This is a genomic window from Roseimaritima sediminicola (genome assembly GCF_009618275.1).
Classification (GTDB): Bacteria; Planctomycetota; Planctomycetia; order Pirellulales; family Pirellulaceae; genus Roseimaritima; species Roseimaritima sediminicola.
Genome location: NZ_WIAD01000014.1, coordinates 77,947 through 95,193 on the forward strand (window position 1 = coordinate 77,947; position 17,247 = coordinate 95,193).

Sequence of the window (17,247 nt, forward strand, 5' to 3'; positions counted from 1 at the left end):
CGAATCAAATGATGGACGCAACACGCCGCGGTTTTCTGTACGGACTCGGGGCAACCCTGGGCTCGGTCGCGCTGACGGATTTGCTTGCGGCCGAAGCATCAAGCGGTGCCGGGCCGTCAGGAGAAGCAACGTCTCAGGGCCCGCTGGCCTCGAAACCGCCGATGTTTCCGGCTCGGGCCAAGAACGTGATCATGTTGTTCATGGAAGGCGGCCCCGGCCACATGGACACGTTCGACCCCAAGCCCGAACTAACGCGGCTGCACAAACAGGAATCCAAGCTGACCGCCGGCCAGGAAACCGGTTTTAAGTTCTTTGTCGGCAGCCCGTTCGGCTTTCGCAAGGTCGGACAGTCCGGTATCGAAATGTGCGACCAGTGGGTGCATCTGGCCGATCCCTACGTCGCCGACGAACTGTGCAACTACCGCGGCTGCCAAGCGGAATCGCTGAACCATCCCGAGGCGTTGTTTCATATGAACACGGGCAGCCGATTGGGAGGCGATCCGGCACTCGGGGCTTGGACGACGTATGGCCTGGGCAGCGAAAACCAGAACCTGCCCGGCTACGTCGTGATGACCGAACTGGCTCTGCCGCAAGGCGGCGCCGGCAATTGGTCCAATGGCTTCTTGCCGCCGCACTATCAAGGCACTCGCCTGCGTCCCGAAGGATCGCCGCTGCTGGACCTGGCGTCGCCGTCTTTCAAGACGCGCCAGCATCAGCGGCGAGCCCTGGACGAATTGGCTCGCCTGAACCGGTCCCACCTGGAATCATTGGGCGCCGAAGACCAACGGTTGATGGCTCGGATGGAAAGTTACGAACTGGCGTATCGCATGCAAACCGAAGTGCCCGACCTGATCGATCTGAGCAAGGAGAGCCAACAGACCCAGGAAATGTATGGCCTGGACCAGAGCGAAACGGCCACCTTCGGCCGGCAATGTTTGATGGCCCGGCGAATGGTCGAATCCGGGGTGCGTTTCGTGCAGATCTTCAGCGGTGGCTGGGACAGTCACGATTATCTCGAGCGAGGACATACCTCGCGGATCAAGAGCGTCGACAAGCCGATGGCGGCGCTGATTCGCGACTTAAAGCAACGCGGCATGCTGGAAGACACGCTGGTGATCTGGACCGGCGAGTTCGGACGGACGCCCGACAACAACAAACGCGGCGGCGTCTACTCACTGGGCCGCGGTCACAACAATCAAGCGATGACGATGTTGATGGCCGGTGGCGGCGTCAAACCCGGTGCGATCGTCGGCGGAACCGACGAACTGGGCTCGTCGGCAGTGGAGTGCGTGCATCCGATTCGCGACCTGCACGTGACGCTGCTGCACCTGCTGGGGCTGGACGACAACAAACTGACCTACTTCCACGCCGGCCGCTACAAACAACTCAGCCAATTCGGCGGCCAAGTGATCCAAGAGCTGATCGCCTAACAGTGGCATAGGCTTCCAGCCTGTGATAGAAACTCGGCTGGGACAGCCGAGCTACTCTGTGGCCTTACCTACGCCAAAATCTCGCGGACCACCTCCCCATGCACGTCGGTCAAGCGGAACGGGCGACCGTTGTGCATGTAGGTCAACCGTTCGTGATCCAGCCCCAACAGATGCAGCAGCGTCGCGTGCCAATCGTGCATGTGCACCTTGCCCGAAATCGCATGATGCCCGAACTCGTCCGTCTCGCCGTAACTGAAGCCGGCCTTCACACCGCCGCCGGCCAGAAAGGATGTGAATCCGTAGGGGTTGTGATCGCGTCCGGTGCCGTTGGCCTGGGCGTAGGGCGTGCGTCCGAATTCGCCGCCCCACCACACCAGCGTGTCGTCCAGTAATCCACGCTGCTTCAAGTCCTGCAGCAATCCCGCCACCGGTTTGTCGGTGTTGAAGGCGTGTGTCGCATGCTGCGGCAAATTGGAGTGTTGGTCCCACCGGGGGTTGTTCGTGTTGTCGCCGTAATTGACCTGAATGTAGCGCACCCCGGCCTCGGCCAAGCGGCGCGCGATCAAGCACTGGCGGCCGAAATCATCCGTGCCCTTTTCGTCGATCCCGTACATCCGGCGAACGTGCTCGGGTTCGTCGGAGATGTCAAACCGGCCGGGGGCATGCTCCTGCATTCGCCAAGCCAGCTCGTAGGACTGAATCACGGCTTCCATCGCTTGGTCTTGCCCATGCTGGGCCAACTGGGCCGCGTTCACGCTGCGCAGCAGTTCGAACTGGCGCCGCTGTTGGTCCGCGGAAAACCTCGGATTGCTCAAGTTACGGATCCGAGCCTGTTCGGCGGGCACCCCGGCACGGCCAACGGCGGTGCCCTGGTAACGGGTCGGCAGGAACGCATTGCCGTAGTTGCGCGGGCCACCGTTGCCCATCGATGGCTGCAGCGTCACAAAGCCGGGCAGGTTCTCGTTCTCGCTGCCCAGTCCGTACAACACCCAAGATCCCACCGAAGGCCGGATCAAGTTGATCGATCCGGTGTGCAGGAACAACGTCGACGGACCGTGCGCCACGCCGTCGGTATGCATGCCTTTCAAAAAACACAGGTCGTCGACGTGCTGGGCGATGTGGGGAAACAATTCCGACACCGGTTGCCCACAGTCGCCGTAGCGTTTGAATTTCCAAGGCGAGCGAAACACGCGGTGCGATTTAATTTCTTTGGTCTTGGCCAACACGCGGGCGTCGTCAAAGCGGCGCATGTCGCCATCGTACTGAGCCAGAGCGGGTTTGTAATCGAACGTGTCGACCTGGCTGGGCCCGCCTTGCATGAACAGAAAGATCACCCGCTTGGCCCGCGGTGTGAAGTGCGGTGGCTGGGCCGCCAAGGGATTGACGCTCTGCACGCCGCCCGCCGCCGCTTGCGCCGGATTCGTTCGGCTGGCCAAAGCCGCAGCCGCCAAGTACCCAAAACCACATCCCAGCGTTTTCAGGGCGTCGCGTCGACCGGAGAGCGATGGCAACACAGCAGGTACCTCGTCGTGAAACTAAAACAGGTGGCGAAAGTCGATGCTTTGAAACAGTGTCTGGTAAACGTCGGCCCACGTGGACGGCGCCGCCGGACCGTCGGGATGCTCGCTCACAAACCGCTGCAACACCTGACGCTCGCTCGGATTGGGCGTGCGGCCGATCACCTGGCGGTAGACGTAATCGATGCGCGTCGACAGCTCCTCCGGCGGGCGCTCGAGCAACCGCCGGGCCGCTGCGGCCGCTTGATCCATCACCAACGGATGGTTCATCAACAACAGCGCCTGCGAGGCGATCGTGCTGGTGCTGCGCGAACCGCTTTGCAGATTGGGGTCCGGGAAATCAAAGACCTCGAAGATCTCCGGCAAGCGGTTGCGGAACACCGGCACGTAAACACTGCGGCGAGTGCTGGTGAACTGGTACCCGTACTCCGACCGCGTCCCTTTGCGGATGGTCGATCCCTCCAGCGTGTCGTCCAGGTTGCCACCGATGGCCAGCAAGGCATCGCGGATCTGTTCGGCGTGCAGTCGCTTACGCGGCAGACGGGAAAACAGATCGTTGTTCGGATCCGCCTGTCGGGCCGCCGGGGTTGCTTCAGTGCTCAAGCGATAGACGCGCGAGAGCACGATCTCGCGGACCAGGGGTTTGATCGCCCAGCCACCGTCGACAAATCGATCGGCCAGATAATCCAGCAGCTCGGGATGCGTGGGCCGCTGGCCCATGCTGCCGAAATTGTCCACCGTGCGGACCAGCCCTCGCCCCATCGTCCACTGCCAAATCCGGTTCGCCATCACGCGGGACGTCAACGGGTTGTCGGCGTCAGTCAACCACTGGGCCAACTGCAACCGGCCGCTCTGCCGCGCAGGTATCGCCGGGAACGGATCCTGCGAAACGACCTGCAGGCCCCCTCGCGGCACCATCGGTCCCGGCTGATGCACCACGCCCCGGATGGCGATCGGGATATCGGCCGGTTCCGCTTCGTCGGTGGTCGCCATCACCTTCGGACGCGCGGCCAAACGCTTTTCCAGTTTCTTGATCTGGTCGTTTAATCGTTTGATCTGTGCCGCCAGCGTTTTGCGGCGTTGTTGGCGAGCCTGTGCTGCATCGCTGGCAGGCGTTTTCGCCACGTCTTCGACCGGCACAAACACAACCGCATCGGCGATCACCACACCGTCCTGCGGGCCGTCGTTGGAGATCACGACGCGATTATCGGCCGCGGGGTCGGCCGCGAACACAAAGGTTCCGAGGCTCAGCAGGCCGTGCTCGGTATCGGGAACTTTGCGTTGGTTGACCGCCACCGTCGCTTGACCGCTGCGATGATGCACCTGCACGGCCGCGCGCGTCGATCGGTTGCTGCCCGCGGTGTAGCTGATCCGCACTTCGTAGGTTCCGCCGGCGGGCAACTCGGGACGATAGATCACCCGGCGGCGGCCCCGCTGTTCGCCCTGATCGTGCACGTAGTGACGGCCGACGTAACCGCGCGTATGAGTTGACTCCTTCCACTCTCCTACTTTCTCCGCTTGGTCGTCATCCACCACGATGCCGGCCAGGGTTTTCGGATCGATCGAAGCCCCGCCGGGCTTCTTCACTTGCCCGCCGACCTCGACCAATTGCTGCTCGGCCGAAGCGAGTTCCTTGCGGAGCCGATCTAATTTTTCGCGGGCGGCATCGTCGGCGGCCTGCTGGGCGGGATCCACGGGCAACGGGGCGGTGTTCCAGGTGGAGACGTTGCTGTGGATGACCGCTCGAGTGCTTTTAAAAATTCCGGCCAGGGCGTAATAGTCCGCCGTGGGGATCGGGTCGAACTTGTGATCGTGGCAGCGGGCGCAGCCGATCGTCATGCCCAGCACGCTCTTGCCCAGCGTGTCCAGTTGCTCGTCGACGATGTCCATCTCCAGGACATCCTTGTCTTGCAATTCGTAATTGGTCGGCCCCAGCAACAAAAAGGCGGTCGCGGTCAATTGCCGGCGTCGCTGTTGCCAATCCTCGTGGGGCAGTAGATCCCCGGCAATCTGCTCTCGCAGGAATTGATCGTAGGGTACATCGTTGTTGAAGCTATCGATGACATAGTCGCGGTAGCGCCAGGCATCGGGGAACAGCAACGTACGGCCGCCGCCGCTGGATTCCGCATACCGCACCACACTCAACCAATGTCGGCCCCAGCGCTGGCCGAACCGCGGCGAGTTCAGCAGCCGATCGACCAAGCGGGCATAGGCCGCCGGCGAAGGATCGCGGCGGTACTGCCTAATTTGTTCGGGCGTGGGCGGCAGGCCGGTGAGATCAAAGTACAACCGCCGCACCAATTGCTCGTCGGTGGCCTCGGCCGGTGGCGGGATCTGGGCGGATTCCCACTTCGCCAACACATACCGGTCGATCTCGGTGGCGGGCCAGGTCGTGTTCTGCACCGGCGGCTGCGTGGGTTCGTCCACCGGTTGAAACGCCCAGAATTCGCGTCCCTGTTCGACCGTCGGCGGCGCATCCGATTCGGCCTCGCCGTGGTGTTCACGCGGGTCCGGCGCGCCGGCCAGGATCCAGCTTTCGAACGCTTCGAGGATCGCCGCGGGCAGCTTGCCCTTGGGCGGCATCTCCAGGGCCAGGTCCTCGTAGTGCAGGGCGTGCATCAAGAGGCTTTCCTGCGGCTTGCCGGGCACGATGACCGGCCCGGAATCGCCGCCGCGCATCCAGCCCTCGCGGGAGTCCAACCGGAGGCCGCCCTGTTGTTTGTCCGCGCCATGACAGCGCTGACAGTGCTCCAGCAGGGCGGGCCGAATCCGCTTTTCAAACAACTCCAGCCCGGGCACCTCCGCCGCAGACGACGAAGCAGCAACCAGGGACAATAGCATCGCCGGCAGCAGCGTTAACAAGGCCGACGATCGAAGGTGGGACAACGGCGGGATCGAGCACATGCCCCTACTATAGCGGTGCCCGTATCGCCCTTCATCCTTTTTTCAGAAGAAAACCCGAGCAGCCTCCGGGCACGGCCCCCGATCACAAGTGGGGCACCCCAAACGGCAACCCGCAAGGCCGTGTACTTTAAGCAAAACCGTGTATCCTAAGCCGGTAGCTGTCAATGATTCGCAGAAACTAAGCACGTCGGCATGAATCTTTCGGTGAAACCCCGCGACAACACCCTCCCGCGCAGCGGGAGGTCGGGCTCTTAGGCCCGGGGAGGGCCCTACGAAAACCCTCTCCGGGCCTAAGAGCCCGACTCTCCCAGAGGGAGAGTAAAGCCGAATGAAATGTTGCGACGTGCTTATTACCCGTTGCGAGCACAATCGATGAGACCCAGAACGATGCGCGTCCTGCTCTATGTTGCTCTAGCCGTGTTGTTGGTCCGTGCGCCGGCTGCGGCGGCCGATCGGCCCAACGTCCTGTTCGTGGCCGTCGACGATCTGAACGATTGGATCGGTTGTCTTGATGGGCATCCGCAGGCGCACACTCCGAACATGGACCGGCTGGCCCGGCGTGGCATCCTGTTCACCAATGCGCACTGCGCGTCGCCGGCGTGCAATCCGTCGCGAGCGATCGTGTTCAGTGGCCAGATGCCCTGGAAAACCGGCGTCTGGTCCAACGACAGCCGGAAACTGTTTCAACAACATCCCGACATACAGGTCCTTCCCCGCGCCTTTGGCGACGCCGGGTACGCCACGCTGGGAACCGGCAAACTGATGCACTCCAGCGGCAACGCGAATCGAAGGATGTTCGACCGGCATTTCAACACCGAACAGCGCTGGAGCCCTTTCACGCGCCAGCAGGTTCGTTACACACCGGCCGAACTTCCTTCCAAAGGCACCGACAGCCCCCGCCACGTCGTGCGCATCGACGGTCGCGAACCGGTCGTTTTGCCCCTGAACGGGATGCCGTCGGACCGTAACCCGCAAACCCCCACCGGCGAATCGTTCGACTGGGGGCCACTGGATGTCTCCGATGCGGAAATGGGCGACACAAAAATCACCGACTGGGCGATCGAACAGCTCGAAGCCGGCTTCGATGGCAAGCCGTTCTTCCTGGGCGTCGGTTACTACCGGCCGCACATTCCGTTGTATGCTCCTGCGCCCTACTTCGAACGCTTCGACGGCGTCGAGGTCCAGCTGCCGCCGATTGCGAAAAACGACCTGGCGGATCTGAGCGACACCGCGCGGCGTTGGGCGCTCGAACCGATCACCGCGGGCCGGCACTCGACGGTCGTCCAACACGGCCAATGGCAAGAAGCCGTCAAAGCGTATCTGGCCTGCACGACGTTCGTGGACCATCAGGTCGGGCGTCTGCTCGACGCCCTGGACGCGGGCCGGTTTGGCGACAACACGGTGATCGTGCTCTGGTCCGATCACGGTTGGCACCTGGGCGAAAAACAGCACTGGGGCAAGTGGACCGGTTGGGAACGTTCGACGCGCGTGCCGTTGATCGTGGTGCCGCCGCGGCGGCAGGCCAGCGAATTCGCCGGCGGTGCCCGCTGTGATCGCCCGGTCAGCCTGGTGGATCTGTATCCGACGTTGGCCCAGCTGTGCGGCGTCGACCCGCCGCAAGGACTCGATGGCCATTCGCTGGTGCCGCTGCTGCGCGAGCCTTCCCGGACGACCGACCGCAACGTGGTCACGGTCTTTGATCCGGGCAACGTGACGCTCCGCAGCGATTCCTGGCGTTACATCCGCTACGCCGACGGCAGCGAAGAATTGTACGACCTTTCGCAAGATCCGCACGAATGGAACAATCTAGCGGGCGAGCCACGCCGGCGAGATATCCTGCAGTCTTTCCGCCGTGCCGTACCGCCACAAGCAATTCAACAAACCGACCGATAAAGCGGTCGCTGTCAACAAAACGGAAACCTGAACCGCTCGACAGAAGAGAAGCTTCATGCCACTGAGAACACGTATCGCAATCCCCCTGCTGTTGCTGGCCGCCACTTGCCTGCTTCCGCGTCCCTTGACGGCGGCCGATGAAACCGCCTCGCGGCCGAACATCCTGTTGCTGTTGGCCGACAACTGGGCGTGGCCGCACGCCAGTATCTATGGTGACCAGTCGGTCGAGACGCCCACCTTTGATCGGCTGGCTCGCGAAGGCGTTCTGTTCACCCACGCCTTTTGTCAGGTGCCAACGTGTTCGCCCGCCCGAGCGGTACTGCTGACCGGACAAGCCTCGCACCGGCTCGAGGACGCCGCCAACCTCTGGGGCCGCTTTCCCGAAGACCTCGCGACCTATCCGGCGATCCTGCAAACGGCCGGCTACGTCACTGGACACACCGGCAAGGGCTGGGGACCGGGGAAATATCATGGCGAACACCACAAACGTCGCAATCCGGCGGGCCCGCCGTACAAGTCCTTCGATGAATTTATCGATCAGGTGCCCGACGACCAACCTTTCTGCTTCTGGTTCGGCTCGCACGACCCACACCAACCCTGGACCCGTGGCGACGACTATCGCGACAACCTGAATGCGGACGAGGTGCATGTGCCGGCGTACCTGCCCGACCATCCGGTCGTCCGCGAGACGATCGTGGACTACTACGCCGAAGTCCAACGATTTGATCACGAATCGAATCAGGTTCTCGAGCGGCTGCGCGAAACCGGTCGGCTGGAAAATACGCTCGTCGTGATGGTCGGCGACAATGGCTGGCAGACACCACGCGGGTTGGCGAATGTTTACGATGCCGGCACCCACGTACCGATGGTCGTCCATTGGCCGAGCCGGGTTCCGGGCGGACAAACCCGCGACCAGTTCATCAGCTTTGAAGATTTCGCTCCGACGTTTCTTTCGGCGGCGGGGCTGCCGGTTCCGGAATCGATGACCGGCCGCAGCATCCTGCCCCTGATCACCTCCTCGAACATCCAGGATGTCGACTGGCGGGACGCGGTTTTTCTGGAGCGAGAACGGCATGCCAACGTACGGGCCGGCGACCGCTCCTATCCGGTCCGGGCCGTGCGCACCAAAGATTATTTGTACGTCCGCAACCTCGCTCCCGATCTGTGGCCCGCCGGTGATCCACAGCTGCACCACGCCGTGGGACCGTTCGGCGACGTGGACAACACGCCGTTCAAGGAACTGATTCTGTCGCATCGCGAGGAACCCGAGATGCGTCGCTTCTTCGAACTGGGGTTCGCCAAACGACCGGCCGAGGAGCTGTACGTGCAGGAGTCGGATCCGGATCAAGTTCACAACGTGGCCGGAGATCCCCAGTACGCTCCGGTGATCGACGAACTGTCGAAGAGACTGGATCGCTGGATGCGTGAGACCGACGACCCGCGCAGCGAAAACGTGGCAGATCCGAGCTTCGACCGGTATCCCTACTATGGGCGCGGGGCGACGAAGAAGTGAGTTTGCCGCAGCCCCGGTCGACGTCCGAACAGACAGTCGCCCGCCAGCGATTAATATCGCTCGATGCGCTCCGCGGTTTCGATATGTTCTGGATCATCGGCGGAAAGCCGTTGTTGATTGCGTTTGCCGCTTGGACCGGGTCCACGTCCTTTCTTGCGCTGGTGCGTGAACAGACTCGTCACACGCCCTGGCAGGGTTTTACGGCTTGGGATTTGATCTTTCCGCTGTTCATGTTTATGGCGGGGGTCACGATGCCCTACGCGATCACCAGCAAACTGCAGCGAGGCGAAGGGCGGTGGCCGGCGTACCGGCGGCTGATCCGCCGGATGGTGTTGCTGGTCCTGATCGGATTGTCCTTCACGGCCTTGCGGTTCGAGCCCGAGGAGATCAAACCCTACAACGTGCTGGGACTGATCGGCGTCGGCTACTTCATCGCTGGCGTGGTGGTCATTCATCGGCCCGTGCGCAGCCAGTGCCTGTGGGCGGTGGGGATGTTGCTGGGGTACTGGGCGGCGTTGGTTTGGCTTCCCGTCCCGGGGTACGGCGCGGGCGTGCTCACGCCGACCGGCAATTTCACGGGCTTCTTGGATCGGAATCTGATCCCCGGCAAACTGCACATGAGCATCTTCGATCCCGAGGGCACGATCCGCGTGTTTCCCGCCGCGGCGATGGCATTGATCGGTGCAGGCACCGGACACCTGCTGCGAAATTCGCCGGTCGCCACCTATCGCAACGTCGGGATCTTGTTTGTTGCCGGCGCCGTGCTCGTGCCGCTGGGATACGCCTGGGATCAGGTACTGCCGATCGTCAAACCGTTGTGGAGCAGTTCGTACATCGTGCTGTCGGCCGGTTACAGCCTGTTGCTGCTGGCGTTGTTCTATTTGGTGATCGACGTGTGGCAACAGCGGTGGCTGGGGTGGTTGTTCCTGCCGATTGGGATGAACGCGATCACGATCTATGCCGGCGTGCATTATTTCGACTTCGCGTACACGGCGGACTTCTTTTTCGGAGGCTTCGCTCGCTGGGCGGGAGCGGACCTGGCTCCGCTGGTCCTGGCTGCCGGTGTGCTGATCGTCGAGTGGACGCTGCTGTATTTTCTGTATCGCAAGAACGTTTTCCTGAGAGTCTGATGGGTTTGCAACCGGCGCCGAAGACAACCGATCCACCGCAGTCGCTCTCAAGCGGTTCGAGAATAGTCCGCGGCGTCAGCGAAGTCGTTGTCGCCGCGTTGGTGGTTCTGGCGATCGCAGGCGGTTTGAGTCTGATCGCCCGCTGGCGAGCGGAGTCGCGTGCGGCAGCGCCGATCGTGCCCGATGCCGCGGGCGTGCTGACGCTGCGACCCTATCGAGCCACGATTACCGGCGACCTGAAACGGTTCCCGACCGAGCTCGAAGCTCAAACCGCTGATTTCTCGTACACCCACGGCCGCAAAGTCTTGGCCGAACGACAGGAACGCAAAGTCGGTGGCTGGACCGCTGCCGAGGCGAGTGTCCAGTGGCAATTCACCCCGGATCGGTCGGGTGAGTACAAGGTTCGCGTGCGTTATGCCGGCGGAGACGACGTGGCCGGCAGCACGATCCGCGTCGACATCGGAGAGGTGAGCTTGCAGAAGTCGCTCGAGTCCACAGGCGGTCGAGACCAATGGGCGAGCCTGCCGGTGGGCCGCGTCGACCTGGACGCCGGCCGCACCTATCACCTGCGCGTCCAACCGGCCGCGACGCCGTCCAACCATTGGATCGACCTGGACTACATCAAACTAATGCCGCTCGAGGCCCCCGCCTCCCGATAGCCAAACTCGTCCGAGCCTCGGCAGAGGCCTCCGCAACCAACAGCGCTCCCACACACGTCTCGCATGCTGCTCTTTCCGCTCAACACCCGGAAACGAGTCGTTCCGCCGAACCATGACAAATCGACGCGAGGATAGGATTCTGTGTATGGTGAGCTTCGCACGCCAACCATAGAATCCGCCGGAGTCACGAGATCTCAAATCTTCTGACTCCGGCGAATCGATGGATGAAAAAAATCGTTTACTCCCCTCTCCCCCGAAGCCTGGCGAGCCTAAGCGAGTCAGGCTTCGGGGGAGAGGGGTCGGGGGTGAGGGGGACCAGCAGAGCAGCAGCACGATTGCCGTATTTGAATGCGGTGCACGGCCCTGGGGATCGTACGCCACGAGTCATTCCGTTGCACCCGAGCCCCCTCACCCCCGGCCCCTCTCCCGCCACTGCTTCACTCGCTGACGCTCGCGGCGCAGCGGGGGAGAGGGGAGAAAACATGGTCGTCTACCGCTCCGAGCCCTAAATAGATTCCGCCGGAGCCAGCAAATCTCAAATCTCACAACTCGCAACTCAACCAACCGCTACCATGGTTGACTGCCACCCACGTCCATCTCCCACACAAGCGCAAACCCCTCGGCCTCTCGCATGACCTGGTTCCAAACGCTTACTGGCATCGACGAACAGTCCCCCGAACAGGTGCGCCGCGAGCTGACGATCGATGGCGACTCGCTGGTCTGCGCCAACGGCAACCGGGTGGCCTACGGGCGACTGGAAACACCACAACTTGCAGAGCTGCGGCAAGCCGTCGCGAACCTTTCGCGGGAATCGCGTGCGTCCAGCCTCGCTGAGCTGGTCGGCGATGTGCGCGAGCTGCACGCCGATCCGGCCAATGCGGATGCCCTGTTTCAAGTCGCTTCGCAGTTCAACCTGCTGGAAATGGCCGGCCCCAGCGTCACGCCCGAGCGAGGCGTCGGCGTCTACGAGCACGATCACACCCAGGGCCCGGCCTGCGCGATCGCTTGCGGCGCCGGAACGATCTATCGCAATTATTTTGCCGACGTCGATGGTCAGATCGGACAAACTAACCAGCGGCAGATCGACTGCGCCGCGGACCTCGGCAGGCAGCTCGGCAACGTCGACATGCGGCTGTGGCGAATGCAAAACGGCTACCTGTTTCCCACCGACGAGGGGCTGAGCGAGATCTCGGCAAAGCTGCAGCAGATGTCCGCGGACCAGCTCGATCGGCTGCGGGGCACGCTGCGGATCGGTCTGCAGTGGCAGGCCGCCGTGACGCTCGATGGCGCCGCGCACCGGGTCAGCCAGGCTTACTGCTCGGCGCTGCCGGTCGCTTACGGCCGGCAACCCCGGGCGCAGTGGACGGACTTCGCCCGCCTGGTGCTCGACGCGGCTTACGAAGCGACCCTCGCCGCCGCCGCGCTCAACGCTTCGCAAACGGGCAACAACACCGTCTTCCTCACCCTGCTCGGCGGCGGCGTCTTCGGCAACGATGATGCTTGGATCACCGGGGCCATCGAGCGAGCCTACGGCCGCTTCCGCCACAGCGGCTTGGACGTTCGTATCGTTTCCTACGGCCGCTCGCATCCCGCCGTCGCGGCGCTGCTCCGCCGCTGCCAAGCGGCAGAGCAGGATTGAGCTTGTCGCCTACACGAAGAACACCACGGCTGCGGTCCACAGGATGCCGGCCAGAATCGCCGCTCCACTGGCAGGAACGATTTGAGTCTTAACGTGGTCCATCAGATCGCAACCCGTCGTCATCGCACTCAGGATCGTGGTGTCGGAAATCGGTGAGCACTGATCGCCGTAGACGCTGCCGTTCAGGACGGTTGCAAAACAGATCGACAGAAACAGTTCCGGATTGGCGACACCATTGGTCTGGGCCACTTCCCAGGCCAGCGGCATCGCCAACGGAAAGGCAATCGCGTAGGTGCCCCAGCTCGTCCCGGCCGAAAATGCGATCACCATCGTGATCAGCTGCAGGGCTACGGGAAGCGCGACGTAGGGGATGCGTTCGCCCAATAGATCCACCAGATAGATCCCCGCCCCGACCTCGCGGCTGAGGCTGCCTATCGTCACGGCCAACATCAGAATCACCGACGCCACCACGACTCCTTTCAGTCCATCGCCGATGCCTTCGATCACGTCCCCCAGCCGCATGCCGCGGAGCAGCGCGACGAGAACCGAGACCAGCAGAGCGCCGCCGAAGGCCCAGTTGACTTTCGGGGTGCCCAACAGGACGAACGTTCCAATCGCAGTTCCGATCAGCAGCCCCAGCGGTACGAAGAATTCCAGCACATGCGGCGTGTAGTGTTTCGGCACCCGAGCGACCTGCAACTCCTCGGCACTGATGGGAGCCGCGCCGGGAGCGTCCAATTGGCCGGTCGAGCGGGCGCGGTTGCGGGCCCTGCGAAGTCCCCGCCCCGCAAACCGGTTGAAACCAAGACTCAGCAGCAACGTACTGAGAACGGCGAGAATCCCGTAGAAGCTCAGCGGTACACTGCGGAAGAAGAACGCGATCCGGTCCGCTTCGGTCGCCAGAAAACTGACTCCGGGCACAAAGATCAACGCCTGGACGTACACCGGCCACGCATTGAACGCGAGCACCGAGGCGATCGGCGAAGCCGTGGAATCGACGATGTAGGAAAGCTCTTCGTGGCTGATCCTTTCTTTATCGGCCACCGGTTTCACGATCGTCCCAACCAGGACGACACTGACCGTACCGCCCTGAAAGAAGATGACTCCCATCAGCCAAGCGACCAACTTCGCCGATCGTGGCCCGCGGACAAAGTGAGTTGTCATGAATTCGGCAAAGGCCTGCGCCGCTCCCGTACGCGACCAGATTCCCATCAATCCGCCCAGCAACCACAGATACAGCAGCAGGATCGTGGCGGCACTCTTGCTGGCCAGACTCGGCAGCAGCACCGCGTCGGTGATGTCGAACTGCCCCAGCATGAACGCGCCGACGACGACGGCACTCAGCAAAGCCGTAAGCGGTTCTTTGGTCAGCAGACACAGCCCGATGGCGATCACGGCCGGCAACAGCGACCAATATCCGAAATGGAATTTCGCTTCCAACTGGGCATAGCGCTGGGAGGTTCCGCCTTCATCCTGGAACGTTTCCACCACCCACTGCGGTTCGGTGGGCGGGCGTCCGACCAGTTCGTCGAGAGCTTCCTGCCGCAGCGGCGATTGACCATAGGGGACGACTTCGCCAAGCGGCGTCTCGTCGCCTTTGAATTTGTAAACCAACGTGCCGCTGTCGTTTTCGTACACGTCGTACGTCGTCTTTTGTTCCTGCCACGTGGGTTCGACCTTGGCAAACACGAACAGACCGCCGAGCAACCCGAGCACGACAACGATCCCCGCAATCCGCCGCGTGGGCCGAAGTCGTGAAGTGGTCTCGGGGCCGACATCCGGCTGGTCGGCCGTGCCGGTTCCGGATTCTTCAATCGCAGAAATCGGCGCTCGTTCGGGCTTGCCGGCGGAATTGGGATCGTCGGATTCGATAGTCACCTGCGTTACCTATTGAGCCGTTTGGGCGCTAGCCCTCGGTTACTTACTGAGCCGTTTGGGCGCTAGCCCTCGGTTACTTACTGAGCCGTTTGGGCGCTAGCCCTCGGTTACTTACTGAGCCGTTTGGGCGCTAGCCCTCGGTTACCTATTGAGCCGTTTGGGCGCTAGCCCTCGGTTACTTACTGAGCCGTTTGGGCGCTAGCCCCCGGTTACTGATCGGACGGACGCGGTAGACCATACTGGGCAACCTTCTCCGCAATCAACTCCACCCCGTTGCCTGCCCGCTCCGCCAATCGAATCCGTCCATTCTCCACTTTCACGCCGCGAGCCACGTCACCGGAGAGCAGTTCGGCACCGTCGAGATCGACGTAGTCCAACAGCGGGCTCAGCTGGGCCGCCGCAGAGATACCGACCGTGCTCTCGACCATACAGCCGACCATCGTCTTAAGGCCCAATTGGCGAGCCGCTTTCAGCATTCGATATCCCGGCGTGATCCCGCCGCACTTGCTCAGTTTGACGTTGATGCCATGGAATAGCCCCTCGCAGGCGCCGACGTCCGCGGAAACCAGACAGCTTTCATCCGCGATGATCGGCAACGCGGATGCGGTGAAGACGCGGCGGTGATCTTCGTCGGGCGCGTCGGCGGGCAGCGGTTGTTCGATCAACTCCACGCCCATCTCCCGCAGCGCCGCCGAGTTCTCGATCGTTTCCTCGGCCGACCAGCCGCAATTCGCATCCACGCGCAGCGTCGCCGCGGTGTGTTCGCGCAGTCGCCGCACGATCTCGATGTCTCGATCCGTCCCCAGTTTGATTTTGTAGATCGGCCACTCGCTGCGCTGCTCCATCTTTTCGACCATCCGCTCGATCTCGTCGATGCCGATCGTGAAGCTGGAGGCGGGGATGTTCTCCCAGGCGAGGCCGAGCGTTTCAAAGCTCGGGCGTCCGGCCAATTTTCCCGCCAGATCGTGCGCGGCGCAGTCGATCGCGGCGAGCAGGAACATTTCGCCCTCGAGCTGCGGCCGCAGGCAGTCCCAAAGCGTTTCCACGTTCCGCCCGTCGAAAGCTTCCACCGTCGCTCGACAGCGGTCGATGCGTTTCACCATCTCTTCGACACGGACGCCGTAGTAGGCGTGCTCGGTCGCTTCGCCGTAGCCGCAAAGGCCGTCGTGCTGGAGTTCGACGATCAGGGAACGCTGAACGTGCCGGGTGCCGCGCGCGATCGTAAAAGGATGCTCCAGCGGCAGCTCGACGCAGTGGGTAAGCAGTTTCATCGGTGTCGCTCCTGCTGGAACCGCTGCACCGCATCGGCCAGCACGGCCGGACCGTCCACATAAACATCGCACACGGGCAACCCGAACTCCGCCCGCATTCGCTCCCGTTCGGCCGCTGCTTCGTCCGCCGACACATTGCGGCTGTTCATGGCGATTCCAATCACGCGAGCCGGGTGCCGCAACGCCGAGAGGGATTCGTAGGCGTTGATCATCGTGCGGTGATCGACCAACGGCACGTGGTCCAGCCCCTTTACATTCTTCCGTCCTACTTCGTAGCAGTAGATCAGGGCGTCGGGCGAGCAACCGTGGAGCAGTCCTAGGGTGACGGCCGAAAAACTCGGATGGGCGAGACTGCCCTGGCCTTCGATCAGAAGAAAGTCGTGGTGATCGTGGCGGCGGATGAGGGCTTCGACCGAGCCGTTGACGAAATCCGAAACGACGCAGTCGACCGGAACGCCATCGCCGGAAATCATGATTCCGGTTTGCCCCGTGGCCACGAAAGCCGCATCCAAATCGCGGCGAGCCAACTCCCTTTGCAGCTCCAGGCTGACAACCATCTTTCCGAGGCTGCAGTCCTGTCCCACGGTGTGGATTCGGCAACAACCGTCGCGAAACGGTTTGCCGGTCGACGTCGCATTCTCGGTGTTGCGGCGCACATCGATCAGGCGACTGCCCGACGCCTGCGCGGCCTCGCGGAACTCGGCATCATCGATCAAAAACTGGTGGTTTCCCGAAACCACATCCAGGCCGCGCTCGATCGCTTTGATGATGATCGCTCGCCACTCGCCGGGCAGTTTACCGCCGGCCACCGAAGTGCCCAGGAACAACGCATCGGCGTTGACGTTCTTCAGCGAGCCGACGACGGGAACATCGTCGCCCACGCCAAACAATTCTGCCGCACGCTTGCCCTGTTCGCCGGCGTCGACCACCGCCACGACGTCCTCGCGTCGGTACCGCAGCATACTGATCGCCGTCTTCGCGTAGAACGGCGTCGAGTAGCCCTCGGTCAGCAGAGCGATCCGCCGATACGAGCTCAAACTCTCGATGCTTTGGGTTTGGAAACCGGCTGCTGCAGCAGGGTTCATAGAGGTCGTCGCCTTATCAGTCGTTGTACCAGCGAACGCAACCCGCGTCGCCCCGAAAGAACGTCGCCATTCTAACGCCGGTAGCCAAAGTCGCCAGACTTTGCCCAGTGTCGCCTTTCGCTCCGCGAAAGTAGCTCTGGTCGTCAGACCTTACCCCGCCGCTCAATCGCGAAGCGATGGCAGTTGATAGCCTCGGATGCCAATCCGAGGTAGGAGGCTCCAAAAACACATCGGGAGTCGCGGAGCGACGACAGGTCGCTCAAGCCACATGCCGTCGCTCCGCGACTTTCACTGGGGTGGGGTGTCGCCGACCTGGGATTCGCATCCC

Annotated in this window: 11 protein-coding genes; 6 read left to right on the forward strand and 5 right to left on the reverse strand. The window is 62.5% G+C overall.

The window, feature by feature from the left end:
• Window positions 1-8: 8 nt before the first annotated feature.
• Window positions 9-1,430 (forward strand): DUF1501 domain-containing protein, encoded by a 1,422-nt coding sequence (locus GE027_RS09570; RefSeq protein WP_153556967.1) that lies wholly within the window; start codon window positions 9-11, stop codon window positions 1,428-1,430.
• Between the two features lie 68 nt (window positions 1,431-1,498).
• On the opposite strand, the gene GE027_RS09575 is transcribed toward GE027_RS09570, so the two are convergent.
• On the reverse strand, window positions 1,499-2,944 hold the full coding sequence (locus GE027_RS09575; RefSeq protein ID WP_153556968.1) for a DUF1501 domain-containing protein: 1,446 nt from the start codon (window positions 2,942-2,944) through the stop codon (window positions 1,499-1,501).
• A 21-nt stretch (window positions 2,945-2,965) separates the two neighbouring features.
• The gene (locus tag GE027_RS09580; protein ID WP_162006653.1) at window positions 2,966-5,833 is read right to left on the reverse strand and encodes a DUF1553 domain-containing protein; all 2,868 of its coding nucleotides are present in this window, start codon (window positions 5,831-5,833) and stop codon (window positions 2,966-2,968) included.
• 390 nt (window positions 5,834-6,223) lie between these two features.
• Between GE027_RS09580 and GE027_RS09585 the strand changes: the two genes are divergently transcribed.
• The 5 genes from GE027_RS09585 to GE027_RS09605 all read left to right on the forward strand — a co-directional run bounded on the left by GE027_RS09585 (window position 6,224) and on the right by GE027_RS09605 (window position 12,685).
• Window positions 6,224-7,744: a sulfatase gene (locus GE027_RS09585; RefSeq protein WP_162006654.1), complete on the forward strand. Its 1,521-nt coding sequence runs from the start codon at window positions 6,224-6,226 to the stop codon at window positions 7,742-7,744.
• Window positions 7,745-7,799: 55 nt separating this feature from the next.
• Window positions 7,800-9,257, forward strand: a complete 1,458-nt coding sequence (locus tag GE027_RS09590; protein WP_153556971.1) for a sulfatase family protein — start codon at window positions 7,800-7,802, stop codon at window positions 9,255-9,257.
• Window positions 9,254-10,387, forward strand: a complete 1,134-nt coding sequence (locus GE027_RS09595; protein WP_153556972.1) for an acyltransferase family protein — start codon at window positions 9,254-9,256, stop codon at window positions 10,385-10,387. Before GE027_RS09590 ends, GE027_RS09595 begins: the two co-directional genes overlap by 4 nt.
• Entirely contained in the window at window positions 10,387-11,046 is a 660-nt protein-coding gene (locus GE027_RS09600) for a carbohydrate-binding domain-containing protein (protein ID WP_153556973.1), read from the forward strand. Before GE027_RS09595 ends, GE027_RS09600 begins: the two co-directional genes overlap by 1 nt.
• A gap of 631 nt (window positions 11,047-11,677) precedes the next feature.
• On the forward strand, window positions 11,678-12,685 hold the full coding sequence (locus GE027_RS09605; RefSeq protein ID WP_153556974.1) for a hypothetical protein: 1,008 nt from the start codon (window positions 11,678-11,680) through the stop codon (window positions 12,683-12,685).
• Window positions 12,686-12,694: 9 nt separating this feature from the next.
• Here the strand turns inward: GE027_RS09605 and GE027_RS09610 are convergent, their stop codons facing one another.
• The 3 genes from GE027_RS09610 to GE027_RS09620 all read right to left on the reverse strand — a co-directional run bounded on the left by GE027_RS09610 (window position 12,695) and on the right by GE027_RS09620 (window position 16,919).
• Entirely contained in the window at window positions 12,695-14,563 is a 1,869-nt protein-coding gene (locus GE027_RS09610) for a Na+/H+ antiporter NhaC family protein (protein ID WP_202617375.1), read from the reverse strand.
• Between the two features lie 209 nt (window positions 14,564-14,772).
• Entirely contained in the window at window positions 14,773-15,834 is a 1,062-nt protein-coding gene (locus GE027_RS09615) for a dipeptide epimerase (RefSeq protein WP_153556975.1), read from the reverse strand.
• Complete coding sequence (locus GE027_RS09620; protein ID WP_153556976.1) at window positions 15,831-16,919, reverse strand: DUF1611 domain-containing protein; 1,089 nt, start codon at window positions 16,917-16,919, stop codon at window positions 15,831-15,833. Before GE027_RS09620 ends, GE027_RS09615 begins: the two co-directional genes overlap by 4 nt.
• Window positions 16,920-17,247: the final 328 nt, after the last annotated feature.